Raw genomic sequence first — 16360 nt, 5'->3', positions numbered from 1 at the left:
AGATGCGTTCGGGTTTCCTGAGAAGGGAGTTGGTGTCCTTCTGTGCGCGCCGGCGTCGTCAGGTGCGCGGTGCGGTATTCAGGTCGGCGGCGACGCGCAGGGCTGTTTCGCGGAGCCAGATGTGCGTCGAGTCGTGCGTGTGGACGGGGTGCCACCACAGCGCTTCTTGGAGGGGGACGGTCTCGTACGGCGCCGGCATGACACGGACAGGGGCCAGATCGCGCATGAGGTCGGCCAGCCGTTGCTGGATCAGGGCGATGCGGTTCGTCCCGGCGACCATGAAGGGCAGCAGGGAGAAGCTGTCGACCGACACCTCCACGCGCGGTTCGATGCCCAGCATGCCCAACTGGCGTACAGCGGGAGCGTCGTAGGTCCGCTGGTAGGTGACCCAGGGCAGGGTCGTGAGATGGTCCCGGGTGAGGTGGTCGGCGACCTCGGAGTTGCTGTCGGCGACCAGGAAGACCCACTCGTCGCGGAAGAGATCGGTGCGGGGCATCTCCCCGACCACTCCGTGCGGCATGAACAAGCCGTCGGTGCGGGTGAGCAGGACGCCGAGGTCCTCCACGACGGTCGTCGGGGTCTGCGTGAAGCGGAGCCTGACGTGGGGGGCCTCGGCATGGACGAGGCGTGCCAATGCGGCGCCGAAGACGGCGACCGCGTAGTCCGAGGCCACCAGGGTGAAGGTGCGGCTCTCGGTGGCCGGATCGAAGTCGGCCTGGCTGCTGAAGAGGCGCTCCAGGAGGTCGCAGGCGGTCGAGGTGCGGTCGAGCAGTACCTGGCCGAGGGCGGTCAGTTCGTAGTGCCCGCCGGAGCGGGCGAGCAGGTCGTCGTCGAAGTGCCGGCGCAGCCGGGCCAGAGCCGCGCTCATGGCGGGCTGGGAGAGGCCGACGCGTCTGCCCGCCTGCGTGACGTTGCGTTCTTCCAGCAGGGCTCTGAGGGCGACAACGAGGTTCAGGTCGAGGCTGGAGAGGTTCACGGTCCATTCCTTGGGGCGTCCGTCAAGCTATTTACGGTGTGGATGTTCCGTATCCACACAATCTATTTCCCTGATTGCCGGTGGGGGGTCCAGATTAGTCACATCGCAATCAGGAGGACATGTCAGTGAAACCCGAAGCCGCGTCCGCGCCCTTCTCCGGCCCCTTCGCTCTGGCGACACTTTCGACCGCAGAGCACGACGCGTTCCCGGCGCTGGTGCGCCGCGACGGATCCGTGCTGGATCTGCGCGACGTTCTCGACGCCCCAGAGCTGGCGATGCTCGAGGTGCTGGAGGACTGGCCAGGCGTGTCGCCCCGGCTCTTCGAGCTGGCCGGCCGCCCAGTCGCCGGAGAGCCGCAGGTGGCCGACTTCCGCGTGCACGCTCCGGTCACTCCGCGGCAGGTGCTGCAGTCGGGTGCCAACTACCGCCAGCACGTGATCGACCTGCACGTGGCCCACCGCGACGGCTCGGACGGGCTGTCCGAGGAGGAGGCCCGCGCAGAAGCGGCGAGGATCATGGACCAGCGGGCGGCGGACGACCTGCCCTACGTGTTCATCGGTCTGCCCAGTTCCGTCACCGGGCCCTTCGACGACGTCGTCCTGCCCGCCTGGGCGAAGAAGCCCGACTGGGAGCTGGAGCTGGCCGCCGTCATCGGCCGCCCCGCCTACCAGGTCACGGTCGAGTCGGCGCTGGACCACGTGGCCGGCTACACGATCGCCAACGACCTCACCGACCGCGCGACCGTGTTCCGCCGGGACATGCCGCAGATCGGGACCGACTGGCTGCGCAGCAAGAACGCACCGGGCTTCACCCCGGTGGGGCCCTGGATCGTGCCCGCCCAGTCCCTCGCGGACACCTCCGACCTGCAGGTCACGCTGAAGCTGAACGGCGAGACCATGCAGGACGAGTCGACCAAGGACATGATCTTCTCCGTCGCGCGGCTGGTCTCCTACGCGTCGCAGAACGTGCGGCTGCTGCCCGGTGACTTGGTGCTCACCGGAAGTCCGGCCGGCAACGGGATGCACTGGGGGCGGCTGCTGCGGGACGGCGACGTGATGGACGCCTCCATCACCGGCCTCGGTGCCCAGCGCACGCGATGTGTGGCGGAGGTGACGCCGTGACGCACGATCGCCGCAACCCCGAGGCCGCGATAGCCGAAGCCGCCAAGACGTTCTCCAACTGGGGGCGTTGGGGCGATGACGACCGCCTGGGCACGCTGAACTTCCTCGACGAGGGCAAGCGTCGTCAGGGCGCGGCGCTGGTGCGCCGCGGCGTCAGCTTCTCCCTCGCGCAGCAGTTCAACATGGACGGCCCGCAGCGGGGCTGGCGGCGGCGCACCAATCCCGTGCACACCATGCTGGACACCGGCGCGGACGCCGCCCTGGGCACGCAGGGGCTGCCGCACGGCATCGGCGGCGCCGACGACGTGGTGGCGATGCCTCTGCAGTGCTCGACCCAGTGGGACGGCCTCGGGCACATCTTCGACCACGGCAAGGCCTGGAACGGCCGCCCGGCCGAACTGACGGTGACCTCGGACGGTGACCTCGTCACCGGCATCGAGCACATGGCCTCCCAGATCGCCGGCCGCGGTGTGCTCCTGGACGTCGGCCGCGTGGTGGGCACCGACGGGGAACTCCCGGACGGCTTCGCCATCACCGAGGAACACCTGCAGGCCACTGCCGCCGACCACGGCGTCACGGTCGAGCGGGGCGACATCGTGCTCGTGCGCACCGGCCAGCTGGCCCGGGTGCGGCGCGGCGGGTGGGGCGAGTACGCCGGCGGTCCGGCACCGGGCCTGTCGTTCACGACGGCCGGCTGGCTGCACCGCAGCGAGATCGCCGCCATCGCGACGGACACGTGGGGCTTCGAAGTACGGCCGAACGAGTTCGACGACGCCTTCCAGCCGCTGCACCAGGTGGTCATCCCCAACATGGGGCTCCTCATCGGCGAGATGTGGGACCTGGAGGAACTGGCCCGGGACTGCGCCGAGGACGGCGTGCACGAGTTCTGGCTCGCCGCCCCGCCGCTGCCCATCACCGGGGCCGTCGGCTCCCCGGTCAACCCCATCGCCGTCAAGTAACCACCGGGACAAAGGAGTTCCTCATGCCCACACCTCGCACTGTCCTTGTGATCGGAGGCGGCGCAGCAGGCAACGCCGTGACGATCCTGCTGCGCCGCGCCGGCGTGGCGGTCGACCTGGTCGAAGCCCGCGAGGACTGGAACGCGACCGCAGGATCCGGCATCACCCTCCAGGGCAACGCCCTTCGGGTGCTGCGCGATCTGGGCGTGTGGGAGCAGGTCAGCGCCTCCGGATTCGGTTTCGGCTCCGTCGGTATCACCGCCCCCGACGGCACGGTCCTGCACGTCCAGGACGACATCCGCACCGGCGGCGACGACCTGCCCGCCACGGTCGGTATGCAGCGCCCGCACCTGCAGCAGATCCTCATCGACGCGGTCAGGGCCGGCGGCGCCACCGTCCGGCTCGGAACCACCGCTCACATCGACGGCCAGGACGCCGACGGCGTCGACGTCCGGTTCAGCGACGGCACCGAGGCCCGCTACGACCTGGTCATCGCCGCCGACGGGATGGGCTCGGCAACCCGCGCCGCCATCGGTATCACCGACAAGCCCGAGCCGACCGGCATGGCGATCTGGCGGATCGCCGCACCACGGCCCGCCGACGTCACGCGCACCGACCTCGCCTACGGCGGCCCGGCCTACATCGCCGGATACTGCCCGACCGGCGAGGACACCCTCTACGCGTACGTCGTGGAAGCCAACCGCGACCGCGCGGCCATCCCCGCCGAGTCCTACGCCCAGGAGATGCGGCGGCTGGCCTCCGTCTACGGCGGCGCATGGCCCGCGATCACCGAGCACATCAACGACCCCGCCCAGGTCAACTACACCTGGTTCGACCGGATGCTCGTCGAGGGGGCCTGGCACCGGGGCCGCGTCGTACTGATCGGCGACGCCGCGCACTGCTGCCCACCCACACTCGCCCAGGGAGCCGCGATGTCCCTGGAGGACGCCGCCGTACTCGCCGAACTGCTCACCACCCGGGACACCTGGGACGAGGAGCTGCTGAACGGCTTCTACGAACGCCGTATCCCGCGGGTGCGGGCCGTCGTCGAAGCGTCCGTGCAGCTCGGCCAGTGGCAGCTCGACGGCGTCCGCGATGCCGACGTACCCGGCCTGATGGTCCGCACGATGTCCCAGCTCAAGGAGCTCCCGTGACCCGCACGGTCGATGTGCACGCCCACGTTCTGCTGCCGGAAGTCGAGCAGCTCGTGGCCGGACAGCCCGGTCTCGCCGAAGCGAAGGCACTGGATGCGCGCCGCAACGGGCCACAGGCACTCGCGGTGAGCGGGGCGATGATCGGCGAGCGCATCCGTCTGCTCACCGACGTCCAGGCCCGCCTGCAGGCGATGGACGTCCAGAACGTCGACGTTCAGCTGGTCAGCCCCTCCCCCTCGCACTACCACTACTGGGCAGACGAGGACGTGGCGGAGAAGGTGTACCGGCTCAGCAACGAGGCGGTCGCCGCGCACTGCGCCGCCTCACCCACGCGCCTGCGGGGCCTGGGCCTGGTGCCTCTGCAACACCCCGACCTCGCGGTGAAGGCCCTGGAACACGCCCTTGCAGCCGGGCTGCGGGGCGTGGAGATATCCAGCCACGCCCCCGGCCGTGAACTCTCCGACCCGGCCTACGAGCCGTTGTGGGCCCGCGCGGAGGAGACGGGGGCGGTCCTGTTCCTGCACCCCTTCGGCTGCACCCTCGATGAACGCCTCGACCAGTGGTACCTGTCCAACAGCGTCGGCCAGCCCACCGAGAACGCCGTCGCCCTCTCGCACCTCATCTTCTCCGGCGTCCTCGACCGTCACCCGGGCCTGCGCATCATCGCCGCGCACGGCGGCGGCTACCTGCCCACCCACATCGGGCGCGCCGACCACGCCTGGTCCACCCGGTCCGACGCCGGGGCAGGCTGCGCCCACCTGCCCAGCAGCTACCTCAAGCGGCTCTACTTCGACTCGCTCGTCCACGACCCCCACGTTCTGCGGGAACTGGTCCGCGTCGCCGGAGCCGACCGCGTGCTGCTGGGCTCCGACTTCCCCTTCGACATGGGCGCCGGCGACCCCGTCCAGGCCCTGAGAGCCGCCCGACTGAACACCGCCGACTTCGACGCGGTCCGCGGCGGCACCGCCTCTTCCCTGCTCCGCCTGTCCTGAGGAGGATCCTCATGAACGCTCGCCTGCTCACGCACCTGCGGCACGTCGACCTCGCCGTGCCCGACTACGACAAGCAACTCGACTTCTACAGCGGCGTCTGGGGCCTGACCAAGGTCGCCGAGGACTCCGGGATCTCCTTCCTCGCCGCCGAAGGCTCCCCCGAGCAGTACGTGGTCCGACTGCGCAAGGCGCAGGAGAAGCGCCTGGACCTCATCTCCTACGGCGCCGCACACCCCGCCGACGTGGACACACTCGCCGAGCAGCTCCTCCAGTCCGGCGTCCAGCTGCTCTCCCGGCCCGGAACGGTCACCACACCCGGCGCCGGCTACGGCTTCCGCTTCTTTGACGTGGACGGCCGCACCATCGAGGTCACCGCAGACGTCGAGGCTCGCCGGCATCGCAAGATCGAGGAGAAGGAGTCCATCCCGGTCAAGCTGTCGCACGTGGTCCTGAACTCTCCCGACCTGAACAGGACCCGCGCGTGGTACGAGCGCCATCTCGGCTTCCGCCTGTCGGACACGCTGTCCTCGCCGCACATGGGCGAAGTCATGCACTTCATGCGCATCAGCAACCAGCACCACTCCATGGCGATCGCGCAGGGCCCGCACACCGCCTTGCACCACATCTCCTTCGAGATGCGCGGTATCGACGAGTACATGCGCGGTTCCGGCCGTGTCCTGCGCGCCGGATTCAAGAAGATCTGGGGACCGGGCCGGCACACGGCGGGCGACAACACGTTCACCTACTTCCTCGACCCTCACGGCAACACGGTCGAGTACACGACCGAGCTCGAATGTCTGGACGAGGACACCTGGCACCCGCACGTCTACGACTTCTCCGAGCCTGACGTCGCCGACCAGTGGGGCACCGCGAACCCCATGAACGAGCTCGTCGCCAAGGAGTCGTTCAACGACGTCGACCGCGGCTGCTTCATCGCCCCGCCGGTCTGACCCGCCAAGACCCCGGGGGCGTGGCAGGCCCTGTCCATGCCCTGACCGGAACCCCCGCGTCCCCGGAACCTCCGCATGAAAAGAGCTGCCCATGCGCTTCGTCGCCTTCGAACGTGACGGCTGCACCCGCGCTGCCGTCGCCAGCCCCGACGGGCTCCTGTATCCGCTGCCGGCCGGCCATACCCTGACCGAGGTCATCGCTGCCGGCATCAGCCAGGCCGCTCTGCTTGCCTTGGGGCACGCGGCGCTCGCCGGGCCTGCCGGCCCCCACGTGTCGCAGGTACGGCTGCGGCCTCCGCTCCAGCCCGCCTCGCTGCGGGACTTCGTCACTTTCGAAGAGCACGTCGAGGGGGTACGCCGGTCGGTCAGCGGCGGCAGCGGGATCCCGGAGCAGTGGTTCGCGGCCCCGACGTTCTACTTCAGCAATCCGCACTGCGTCCTTGGCACCGAGGACCCCGTGCCGATGCCACCCGGATCGACCGATCTGGACTACGAGCTGGAGGTCGCCGCCGTGATCGGCCGCGAGGGCAGCGACCTCTCCCCCGATCAGGCCCGCGACCACATCCTCGGCTACACGATCCTCAACGACTGGTCGGCCCGCGACCTGCAGTCCGCGGAGATGACCGTCGGCCTCGGCCCCTGCAAGGGCAAGGACACGGCCAACAGCCTCGGCCCGTGCCTGGTCACCGCCGACGAACTCGAGCCCTACCGCGACAGCGACGGCTTCCTGCGTCTCGCGCTGACCGCCGAGGTCAACGGCGAAGTCATCGGCCGTGACCTGCTGTCCAACATGAGCTGGACCTTCGAGGAGATGGTCGCCTACGCGTCACGCGGCACGCGCGTCATGCCCGGCGACGTCCTCGGATCAGGTACGTGCGGCAACGGAGGCTGCCTGGCCGAACTGTGGGGCGTACGCGGCGAGCAGACTCCCCCGCCGCTCAAGCCCGGCGACACCGTCGCCCTCACCGTCGAAGGCATCGGTGTCCTGGTGAACACCGTTGTGCCGGGAACCGACCCGGTGCCCCTTCCGGCCGGCCGCCGCCGTTCCCGGGCAAGGCCGTGACCGCCGTGCAGTCCAAGCGGCTGCCGGGCAAAGTCATCGTCGTGACCGGCGCTGCACGCGGACAGGGCGCCGAAGAGGCTGCGGTGCTGGCCGCTGAGGGCGCGCACGTCATTGCCACCGACGTCACCGAGGCTGAGGGCGTTCGCCGCCTGGACGTTACGGACAACGACGTCTGGGCCCAGCTGGCCCACGAGCTGCGCACGCAGCACGGTCAGGTCCACGGCTTGGTCAACAACGCCGGCATCACCTGGCGGGCCCGGCTGGGTGACGTCCAGGTAGAGGACTTCGACCGAGTCCACCGCGTCAACGTCACCGGCCCCCTCCTGGCGATGCAGCACCTGGCTCCGCTGATGCAGCCCGGTGCCTCCATCGTCAACGTCGGCTCCTCCGCCGCCCTGACGGCCCACTACCCGGTCGCCTACACCTCCAGCAAATGGGCCCTGCGGGGCTTGTCCCGGACCGCCGCACTGGAGCTCGGACCGCGCGGGATCCGCGTCAACACCGTCCACCCCGGCCACATCGAGACCGAGATGACCGCATCCGCCCTGCCCGAGTTCAAGGAGGCCAACGTCCGGGAGACACCGCTCGGACGCACCGGCACCGCCGGCGAGGTCGCCTCCCTGGTGGCGTTCCTGCTCTCGGACGAAACCTCCTTCATCACGGGTGCCGAGATCCCCGTCGACGGAGGCCTCACCGCCCACGGGGGCGTCAAGTCCATCTCGGATGCCGTCCGGCAGGCGGGCCCCCGATGAAGCGGCTGGAGGGACGGGTCGCGCTGGTCACCGGAACGGGGCACGGCCCGGGCCGCGCCGCAGCCCTGAGGTTCGCCGCCGAAGGGGCCCTCGTCGTCGGCGGCGACCTGGACGAGGCCCAGGCGGCGGAGACCCAACGGCTCATCGCCCGCGACGGCGGCATCGCCCTGAACCCGTGCAAGCTCGACGTGACCGACCAAGCCAGTGTGCACACCTGGGTCACCGAGGCGGTCGCCGCCTTCGGGGCGATCGACGTCCTCTACGCCGGGGCGGAATCGAGCCGGCCCGGTGACATCGAGTTCCAGTCCTACGAGGACTACGTCCTCACCGTCAGGAACCAGTTGGACGCCGTGTGGCTGTGCGCCCGCGCAGTCTGGCCGCACATGACGCTGGGCAGGGCAAGCATCGTCACCGTCGGCTCCGCCACAGCCCTCACCGGCTCCGCCACCCGTGGGATGGGCGCTCACGCAGCAGCGGCCGGCGGGATCGTCGCCCTGTCAGGGCAGCTCGCGGCCGAGGGCGCGGCGTTCGGTATCCGTGTCAACTGCATCAGCCCCGGCGTCATCGACGACGCATCTGCCCCCACCGGCACTCCCAACTCCCCGCCTGCGGTGGAGGAGTACTCCATCCCGTTGGGGCGGGCGGGCAGCCCCGACGACGTCGCGCAGGCCGCCTTGTTCCTCTCCTCGGACGAAGCCTCCTACATCACCGGCGCCCATCTCGTCGTGGACGGCGGCTGGTCAGCCGCCCGGCCCGGCTGAAAGGTCATCTGCATGGACAAGGTCAGCGACTCCGCCACGGCGGCGGTGGCCGACATCGGCGACGGCGCCTCCCTGGCCGTCGGCGGATTCGGACTCAACGGCATCCCCGACACCCTGATCCGCGCGCTGCTGCACCGCGGATCAGCGGACCTGCGGGTGGTGTCCAACAACTGCGGCACGGACGGACACGGACTGGGCATCCTGCTCGAGGCCGGACGGATCAGCCGGGTCACGGGCAGCTACGTCGGAGAGAACAAGGAGTTCGCACGCCAGTACCTCGCGGGCGAGCTGGAGGTCGAGCTCGTCCCGCAGGGCACGCTCGCTGAACGCCTGCGCGCCGGCGGCAGCGGGATCCCCGCCTTTTTCACCCCGGCCGGCGTCGGAACCCAGGTCGCCTCCGGCGGCCTCCCGTGGCGGTATGGCGAAGACGGCTCGGTGCAGTTGGCCTCTCCCGCCAAGGAGACCAGGGACTTCAACGGCCGGCGCTGCGTGCTGGAGCACGGCATCACCACCGACTTCGCCCTGGTGAGGGCATGGCGCGGCGACCGGCACGGAAACCTCGTCTTCCGCAAGGCCGCCGCGAACTTCAACCCCCTGGCCGCGATGGCCGGACGCACCACGATCGCCGAGGTCGAAGAGCTCTGCGAGCCGGGCGACCTTGCCCCCGGCGACGTGCACCTGCCGGGCATCTTCGTCCAGCGCGTCGTCGCCCTGACCGCCGAGCAGGCAACAGCCAAGGCCATCGAGAAGAGGACCGTAAGCGCATGAGCCCCTCCGCAGGCTGGACCCGTGAACAGATGGCCGCCCGAGCGGCCCTGGAACTCACGGACGGTACCTACGTGAACCTGGGCATCGGGCTGCCCACCCTGATCCCCAACTACCTCTCCCCCGACGTGCGTGTCGTTCTCCACTCGGAGAACGGCATTCTGGGGACCGGCCCGTATCCGGCGACCGCGGACGTCGACCCCGATTTGATCAACGCGGGCAAAGAGACCGTCACCGTCCTGCCCGGGGCAAGCTTCTTCAACTCCGCCCTGTCCTTCGGCATGATCCGCGGCGGGCACATCGACGCCGCCGTCCTGGGAGCCATGCAGGTGTCCGCGGCCGGAGACCTCGCCAACTGGATGATCCCCGGGAAGATGGTGAAGGGAATGGGCGGAGCCATGGACCTCGTCCACGGTGCACGCCGGGTCATCGTCTTGATGGAGCACACGGCCAAGGACGGCAGCCCGAAAATCCTTGAGCAGTGCACGCTGCCCCTGACCGGCCAGGCCTGCGTCGACCGGATCATCACCAACCTCGGCGTGCTCGACATCACCCCCGACGGACTGGCGCTCGTGGAGACAGCTCCCGGCGTCACCGTCGAGGAGATTCACCAGCGGACCAAGGCCCGCCTGCTGCTGAACGCTGCTTCGTCGATCTGCTGAGCGGCAACTGCCCTACCTTGTTCGCTCGCCGGGTGCCGACACCGGCGAGCTTGCACTCGCTCACGGGCAAGAGCGGCGCCGTGGTCTTGGGGCGCTGCCGTTTCGATGTCCCCAAGTCCACCGGTACACACGCTCGCTGGCTGACGTCGTTGGACGGCGGTGCCGGGCCCGGGTCAGGTCGGCCCGACACCGCCGCATTCCCCTGCGCCCGCGGGGCGGACAGACAGGGCGCAGGGGAAGTTCGGGTCAGGCGGCCTGGTGAGCGGTGCGGCCGTTGTGCAGGCGGTGATGCCCCGGTCCCACGGTGATCGCGGGACTGTCCGGAAGGTGCACGAGCCCCTGGCATCCCTCCGGGACGGTGACGTCGGCCGTGAGGACATCCCCGGTCAGTCGCCACGAGATCGCGGCTTCCCCGTACGGGGTCCAGTGACGGGCGTTCGCCCAGGTGATCCCTCCTCCGGGACGCGGTGTGAAGGTGAGGGTCCGGTAGCCGGGCCGTGCGGGGGCGAGGCCGCCGACGACGCGGTGCAGCCAGTCGGCTACAGCGCCCAGCGCGTAGTGGTTGAACGAGGTCATGCCACCGGGGTTGAGAGTGCCGTCGGGGCGCAGGCTGTCCCAGCGTTCCCAGATCGTGGTCGCCCCCATGGACACCGTGTAGAGCCAGGAGGGGCATTCGGTCTGCATCAGGAGCTGGTAGGCGACGTCGAGGTGTCCGGTGTCGGTCAGGGCGTCGCAGATGAGCGGAGTGCCGACGAAGCCGGTGGCGATCCGGGCGTCGTCGGCGAGGACGAGCTCGGCGAGCCGGTTGCCGGCGAAGGTGCGCTGCTTGTCGTGGGCGAGCAGGCCGAACATGAGGGCGACGCAATAGGCGGTGGGACTGTCGCTGGTCATGAGCCCCGTGGCGTCGACGTAGCGGCTGCGGAACGCCGCGGCGACCTCGTCGGCCAGGCGGCCGTAGGCATCGGCTGCGTCCTGGTCGCCGAGTTCCGCTGCGGCGTAGGACAGGTGCCGGGCGGAGTGGGCGAAGTAGGCGGTGGCGACGAGGTAGCGGTCGGTGCGCGAGGCGCCGGGATCATCCGGTGGGGCGATGGGGTCGAGCCAGTCCCCCAGTTGGTCTCCGGTCTCCCAGATGCGGTTCTCGCCGGCCTGTCGCTCCAGCAGGTCCACCCAGGAGCGGCCCATCGAGAAGTGGCGGCGCAGCAGTTCCCGGTCTCCAGAGCGCTGATAGAGCACCCACGGGGTGAGGGTGACGACATCTCCCCAGGCCGCGCCGGGCTGGATGGGGGTCCACTGGGGGCCGCCGGGGATGACGGGGACGTACCAGGGGACGGTGCCGTCGGGCAACTGCTCGGCGCCTACGTCGGTGAGCCAGGAGTCGAGCATGCCGGTGACGTCGTAGAGGAAGCTCGCCGTGGGGGCGAAGACCTGGATGTCTCCGGTCCAGCCGAGGCGTTCGTCGCGCTGGGGGCAGTCGGTGGGGATGTCGACGAAGTTGCCGCGCATGCTCCACACGACGTTCTCGTGCAGCCGGTTGATCATGTCGTTGCTGCAGGCGAACCAGCCGGTGCGCTGCATGTCCGTGTGGTAGACGCGGGCGGTGGCGTTCTGGTCGGTGAACTCGCCGTGCCAGCCGCTGATTTCGGCGTAGCGGAAGCCGTGGATGGTGAATCGGGGCTCCCAGGTGAGGGGGCCGCTTCCGTCGAGTATGAGGACGTCTGTGGAGGTGGCGCCGCGCAGCGGGCGTGTGGCGAGTTCGCCGTCCTGGAGGACCTCGGCGTGCCGCAGGGTGATCGTCGTTCCCTCGGGGCCGTCGGCGGTGATGGTGAGGCGGCCGACCAGGTTCTGCCCGAAGTCCAGGAGGTAGCGGCCCTCACCGCGGGAGGTGACGGACAGGGGTGCTACGTCCTCGGTGCAGCGGACCGGGGGTGCCTGTGGGGCGACGAGGGTGTGCGGGTCACGCGAGTGGACGGCGACGGCGCCCCAGCCGTGGTTGCGGTGCTGCGGAGTCGACCAGGCGGGGTCGTGCAGGCGGGCGTCGAAGGTTTCCCCTTCGTAGAGGCCGGCCGTGAGGAGGGGCCCGGGTGCTGCCTGCCAGCGGGTGTCGGTCGGGATGACCGTGCTGGTGCCGTCGGGGTGGGTGATTTCGAGCTGGGCCATGAGGGACTGATCCGTGCCGTAGATGTTGCGGGTGCCGCCGTCGAAACCGATGCGGCCGCGGTACCAGCCGTCGGCGAGGTAGGCGCCGATCGTGTTGGCGCCGTCGGCGAGGTGGCCGGTGACGTCGTAGGTGTAGAACCGCAGTCGCTGTCCGTAGACGGTCCAGCCCGGTGAGAGGGCGTCGTCGCCGACTCGTCTGCCGTTGATCTCGGCTTCGTAGAGGCCGTGCGCGGTGATGTAGAGGCGGGCGCGGGCGACGGGCTTGGTGACGGCGAAGTCCCGGCGCACCTGTGCGGGGCGGCGGTCGCTGTCGGGGTCTTCTTCCCAGGCGGCCCCGATGGGCCGGGCCTGCCAGTCGGCGGCGTCGAGCAGGCCTGCTTCGACGGTCGCGGGCGGTGACCAGGGCGAAGGGTCGTCCTCTGTCGCCCAGATGCGTACCCGTACGGTGACGTGTTCGCGGGATGCCAGCGGGGTGCCGGGCCAGGGGACCAGGTTCTGTCGGGTGCCGTGGATGCGTCCGGTTCGGTGAACGGTGCCGCCGCGGTCGAGTTCGAGTTCGTAGGCGCTCTGGCGTTCACTGCCGGCGGGCAGTTGCCAGGAGATCCGGGGCTCGGGGACACCGATTCCGAGGCCGTCACGCAGGTGCTCGAAGGTGACGGGGGCAGGGTGAAGCGACACGGTGGGGGAACCTTCCATGAGGTGGGCGTGGGGCAACCGGCCGGCCCGGGACGGTTGTCAGCCCTTGACGGCACCTGACGTGAGGCCCTTCATCACCTTCTGGTTGAGGAAGAGGTAGATCAGGAGGGTGCCGAAGACGTTGAGGCAGATGGCCGCGAACAGCGGCCCGTACTGGGTGGCGCCGAAGTCGCCGGTGAAGTTGAGGAGGCCGACCTGGATGGTGCGCAGGTCTTGGCTGTTGGTGAAGGTCAGCGCGATGAGGAGGTCGTTCCAGATGAAGAAGAACTGGACCAGGCCGACGGTGAGGATGGCGTTGCGGACCATGGGGATGCTGATGGTCCAAAAGGCGCGCAGAATGCCGGCGCCGTCGATGGTCGCGGCCTCGAACAGTTCCTGGGGAACGGTCTTGTAGTAGGTCGCCATCATGAAGACGGTGAGCGGTAGGCCGGTGCCGGTGTAGGTGAGGATCAGCGGCCACAGGGTGCCGGACAGGCCGGTCCGGAAGTAGATGGTGAACAGTGGCAGGAGGATCATCTGCGCGGGCACCATCATCCCGGCGAGGAAGATCAGCAGGGTCAGGCTGCGGCCCTTCCAGACCATGATCTGCAGGGCGAAGCCCGCGGCGGTCCCCAGCAGGAGCATCAGGGCGAGGGCCGGCAGTACGGCCAGGAGGCTGTTCTGGATGTACAGGCCGATGTGGCCGGTGGTCCAGGCTTCGCTGTAGTTGCCCCACTCCCAGTGGGTGGGCAGGCTCCATGTGGAGTTGTTGAGGTAGTCGCTGTTGGATTTCAGGGACGTCAGGAACATCCAGACGAGCGGATAGATCTCGGCGATCAGCAGCAGGGCGACGACCACCTTGACCCACAGGCGTCCTCGCTGCCGGCGCGGTCGCCGGCGTGATGGCGTTGGGGATGAGTCCGTCGGGCCACCGTTGCCCGTGGCCGCCTGGATCTTGTGGGGCGTTTCGAGGGCCATGGGGCTCAGTCCTTCGTGAGGTCGCGCCGCGAGACGCGGAAGACGACCAGGGTCACCATCAGGCAGACCACGGTCAGCAGCAGGGCGATGGTGCTTCCGTAGCCGTAGTCGCCGTAGGTGAACGATGTCTGGAACATGTACAGCGTCAGGGGTGAGGTGCTGTTGCCGGGGCCGCCGTTGGTGAGGGCGACGATGGAGTCGAAGGCCTTCAGGGTGCCGTTGACGCTGAAGATCAGGGACGACATGAGGACGGGGAAGGACATCGGCAGGACGATGTGGCGCACGAGCCGCAGCCCCGATGCACCGTCGAGCCGTGCGGACTCGAGTACTTCCTCCGGGATGTCGACGAGGCCGGCGAAGAGCAGCACGGCGTAGAAGCCCAAGGACCGCCAGATGTCCATGATGATCAGTACCCAGAAGGCGTGGCCGGAGCTGCCGAACCAGTCGATGGAGTCGATTCCGATGCTGTTGAGCAGGGAGTTGACCGGGCCGGCCTGGGGTGCGACCTGGAAGAAGTTCTTGAAGAGCAGACCGACGGCGACGGTGGGCAGTACGACGGGGAAGAAGACCAGGGTGCGGACCAGTGCGGAGGCACGTTTGAGGAAGAAGACGTAGAGCAGGGCGAGGAGGTAGCCGGCGACGACCTGGCCGACGGTGACGGTGACCGCGTACTTGGCGGTGAACCACAGGGCGTGGCGGACGTCCGGGTCGGTGAACAGGCGGTGGAAGTTGTCCAGGCCGCTGCCGCTGAACCCGTCGATCGGGTTGCCCTGGGTGAAGCTGTATCCCAGTGACCACACCATCGGGACGAGCATGATCAGGGAGTAGACGAGGAGAGCAGGCCCGATCAGGATGAGAACGGCCCGGCGGTCACCGAGTACGCGGTGCATGGGTGAAGTCCACTTCGTTGGGGGTGACGGGCGGGACGGTTCAGGGGGTGCGGGAGGCTGAACCGTCCGCGCTCGGGCGTCACTTGCTGGACAGCGCGTCCTGGACGGTCTGCATGAACTGCTGGGCGCTCATGCTGCCGTTGATGAGGCTGGCCGCATTGGTCTGGCTGACGGTGGTGGCCTTGGTGCTGAACAGCGCCTCGAACCACAGGACGTTCTGCTTGGACTCGCCGATGGTGGTGCGGACCTTGGCGGTGACCTCGTTGGCGTCCTTGACCGGGGTGTTGGCCTTGAAGCCGGAGATCGAGCCCTGGTCCTTCAGGGCGGTGCTGCCGTAGTTCTTGGCGATGCAGCTGACCCAGTCGCCGACCTTGGAGTCGAAGGACTTCTTGCCGAGGGTCATGGCCAGGCCGACGTTGGAGGGGTACTGGTCGATGGAGCCCTTGCCGCCCGCCACGGCGGGGAAGGGCATGAAGCCGACGTTGTCGGCGCCGATCTTGTTCTGCTTGGGGTCGGCGATGTTGGTCAGCGCCCAGCTGCCCATGTAGAACATGGCGGCCTTGCCGGTGAGGAACTGGTTGAAGGCGGTGTCGTAGTCGATCGAGCCGACGCCCTTGCCGAAGTAGCCCTTCTTGCCGAGGTCGGCGATCTGCTGGGCGGCCTTCACGTACTGCGGGTCGGTGAGCTTGGCCTTGCCGTCCTTGACGTCCTTCAGGGCGTCGGGACCGAGGCTGCGGTAGAGGTAGCCGCTGATGAGGCGGGTCAGGGGCCAGCCCTGCTGTCCGGAGGCGGAGAACGGCTGGATGCCCTTGGCCTTCAGCTTGGCGGACGCCTTGGTGAGCTCGTCCCACGTGGTGGGCTCCTCGAGCCCGTTCGCGGTGAAGATCTTCTTGTTGTAGAAGATGCCCTCGATGTTGTACTCGTACGGCAGCACCTCGACCTTGCCGTCGTACAGGGCCTTGATGGTGGAGATGGCAGCGGGCTGGATCTGGTCCAGGACGCCGAGCTTCTTCAGTTCCGCCTCGATGTCCGCGATCTTGCCGGACTGGTAGAGCTGGTCGGTCAGCGCGGGAGCGTTGCCCGCGGCGAACTGGACCGGAAGGGCACCCTGGCCGGCCAGGAGCTGCAGCTTCTGGTCCAGGCTCGTCTGCGGAACCGTCTCCACCTTCAGCGGGAGCGCCTTGTTCGCGTCGGCGCACTGCCCCTTGGACAGAGTGGTCAGGGCCGTCCTGACCGTCGTGTTCTCGGTGTTGGTCAGGTAACTGAAGTCCTTGGGAGCCGAGGCTGAGCCCCCTCCCGTTCCGCCGCAAGCGGTGGCGAACAGCGCCATGGCGGCCGCGCTCGCGGTCAGGCCCGCCAAGCGGACCTTTCTGGCGGTGGTGGAGTCGGTGTTCACAGCATGCTCCCAGTCATCGTTGAAGCGGAGGACGCACGGCGAAGGCCTGCGGACGGCCGAGGAGGCGAGAACGTTTTGTATAACGTTCTCCACGGCGAAGTGCGCACCA

15 protein-coding genes are annotated in these 16360 nt (G+C 69.0%); 10 read left to right on the top strand and 5 right to left on the bottom strand.

What is annotated here, in order from left to right; all coding sequences use genetic code 11:
• Positions 1-58 precede the first annotated feature (58 nt).
• Complete coding sequence (locus OG406_RS38725) at positions 59-976, bottom strand: LysR family transcriptional regulator (protein WP_164374585.1); 918 nt, start codon at positions 974-976, stop codon at positions 59-61.
• A 119-nt stretch (positions 977-1095) separates the two neighbouring features.
• Here OG406_RS38725 and OG406_RS38720 point away from each other — a divergent pair, with 119 nt between their 5' ends.
• The 10 genes from OG406_RS38720 (at position 1096) to OG406_RS38675 (ending at position 10155) form a co-directional block, all read left to right on the top strand.
• Positions 1096-2097 carry a fumarylacetoacetate hydrolase family protein gene (locus tag OG406_RS38720; RefSeq protein ID WP_329190519.1) on the top strand — a complete coding sequence of 334 codons (1002 nt, stop codon included), beginning with the start codon at positions 1096-1098 and terminating at the stop codon, positions 2095-2097.
• Positions 2094-3056 (top strand): cyclase family protein, encoded by a 963-nt coding sequence (locus OG406_RS38715; RefSeq protein WP_266611445.1) that lies wholly within the window; start codon positions 2094-2096, stop codon positions 3054-3056. Before OG406_RS38720 ends, OG406_RS38715 begins: the two co-directional genes overlap by 4 nt.
• Before the next feature lie 23 nt (positions 3057-3079).
• Positions 3080-4210, top strand: coding sequence for an FAD-dependent oxidoreductase (locus OG406_RS38710; protein ID WP_164374588.1), 1131 nt, complete (start codon positions 3080-3082; stop codon positions 4208-4210).
• On the top strand, positions 4207-5202 hold the full coding sequence (locus OG406_RS38705) for an amidohydrolase family protein (RefSeq protein ID WP_329190515.1): 996 nt from the start codon (positions 4207-4209) through the stop codon (positions 5200-5202). Before OG406_RS38710 ends, OG406_RS38705 begins: the two co-directional genes overlap by 4 nt.
• Positions 5203-5213: 11 nt before the next feature.
• Positions 5214-6152, top strand: a complete 939-nt coding sequence (locus OG406_RS38700; RefSeq protein ID WP_164374590.1) for a VOC family protein — start codon at positions 5214-5216, stop codon at positions 6150-6152.
• 91 nt (positions 6153-6243) lie between these two features.
• Complete coding sequence (locus OG406_RS38695) at positions 6244-7215, top strand: fumarylacetoacetate hydrolase family protein (RefSeq protein WP_329190512.1); 972 nt, start codon at positions 6244-6246, stop codon at positions 7213-7215.
• A gap of 5 nt (positions 7216-7220) precedes the next feature.
• Positions 7221-7967: an SDR family NAD(P)-dependent oxidoreductase gene (locus OG406_RS38690; protein WP_443067159.1), complete on the top strand. Its 747-nt coding sequence runs from the start codon at positions 7221-7223 to the stop codon at positions 7965-7967.
• Positions 7964-8728, top strand: a complete 765-nt coding sequence (locus OG406_RS38685) for an SDR family NAD(P)-dependent oxidoreductase (protein WP_329190508.1) — start codon at positions 7964-7966, stop codon at positions 8726-8728. The genes OG406_RS38690 and OG406_RS38685 overlap by 4 nt, the downstream gene beginning before the upstream one ends.
• A 12-nt stretch (positions 8729-8740) precedes the next feature.
• Positions 8741-9496, top strand: coding sequence for a CoA transferase subunit A (locus OG406_RS38680; RefSeq protein WP_329190506.1), 756 nt, complete (start codon positions 8741-8743; stop codon positions 9494-9496).
• Entirely contained in the window at positions 9493-10155 is a 663-nt protein-coding gene (locus tag OG406_RS38675; RefSeq protein WP_329190504.1) for a CoA transferase subunit B, read from the top strand. The genes OG406_RS38680 and OG406_RS38675 overlap by 4 nt, the downstream gene beginning before the upstream one ends.
• A 246-nt stretch (positions 10156-10401) precedes the next feature.
• Here the strand turns inward: OG406_RS38675 and OG406_RS38670 are convergent, their stop codons facing one another.
• The 4 genes from OG406_RS38670 to OG406_RS38655 form a co-directional block, all read right to left on the bottom strand.
• The gene (locus OG406_RS38670; protein WP_329190502.1) at positions 10402-12990 is read right to left on the bottom strand and encodes a family 78 glycoside hydrolase catalytic domain; all 2589 of its coding nucleotides are present in this window, start codon (positions 12988-12990) and stop codon (positions 10402-10404) included.
• Between the two features lie 57 nt (positions 12991-13047).
• Positions 13048-13845: a carbohydrate ABC transporter permease gene (locus OG406_RS38665; RefSeq protein WP_329190500.1), complete on the bottom strand. Its 798-nt coding sequence runs from the start codon at positions 13843-13845 to the stop codon at positions 13048-13050.
• A gap of 125 nt (positions 13846-13970) precedes the next feature.
• A complete protein-coding gene (locus OG406_RS38660; protein ID WP_329190498.1) occupies positions 13971-14855 on the bottom strand; it encodes a carbohydrate ABC transporter permease in 885 nt (294 codons plus the stop codon).
• 79 nt (positions 14856-14934) lie between these two features.
• Positions 14935-16251: an ABC transporter substrate-binding protein gene (locus OG406_RS38655; protein WP_329190496.1), complete on the bottom strand. Its 1317-nt coding sequence runs from the start codon at positions 16249-16251 to the stop codon at positions 14935-14937.
• Between the last annotated feature and the right edge of the window lie 109 nt (positions 16252-16360).

This window comes from Streptomyces sp. NBC_01428 (assembly GCF_036231965.1).
Classification (GTDB): domain Bacteria; phylum Actinomycetota; class Actinomycetes; order Streptomycetales; family Streptomycetaceae; genus Streptomyces.
Note: the sequence above shows the minus strand (reverse complement) of the source record. Positions and strands in the feature narration are given on the sequence as shown.

Bases quoted from the DNA above. Each gene is read 5' to 3' on its own strand.
- OG406_RS38720 (WP_329190519.1), top strand. From the start codon at position 1,096: ATGTCAGTGAAACCCGAAGCCGCGTCCGCGCCCTTCTCCGGCCCCTTC.
- OG406_RS38710 (WP_164374588.1), top strand. From the start codon at position 3,080: ATGCCCACACCTCGCACTGTCCTTGTGATCGGAGGCGGCGCAGCAGGC.
- OG406_RS38700 (WP_164374590.1), top strand. From the start codon at position 5,214: ATGAACGCTCGCCTGCTCACGCACCTGCGGCACGTCGACCTCGCCGTG.
- OG406_RS38695 (WP_329190512.1), top strand. From the start codon at position 6,244: ATGCGCTTCGTCGCCTTCGAACGTGACGGCTGCACCCGCGCTGCCGTC.
- OG406_RS38685 (WP_329190508.1), top strand. From the start codon at position 7,964: ATGAAGCGGCTGGAGGGACGGGTCGCGCTGGTCACCGGAACGGGGCAC.
- OG406_RS38680 (WP_329190506.1), top strand. From the start codon at position 8,741: ATGGACAAGGTCAGCGACTCCGCCACGGCGGCGGTGGCCGACATCGGC.
- OG406_RS38675 (WP_329190504.1), top strand. From the start codon at position 9,493: ATGAGCCCCTCCGCAGGCTGGACCCGTGAACAGATGGCCGCCCGAGCG.
- OG406_RS38660 (WP_329190498.1), bottom strand. From the start codon at position 14,855: ATGCACCGCGTACTCGGTGACCGCCGGGCCGTTCTCATCCTGATCGGG.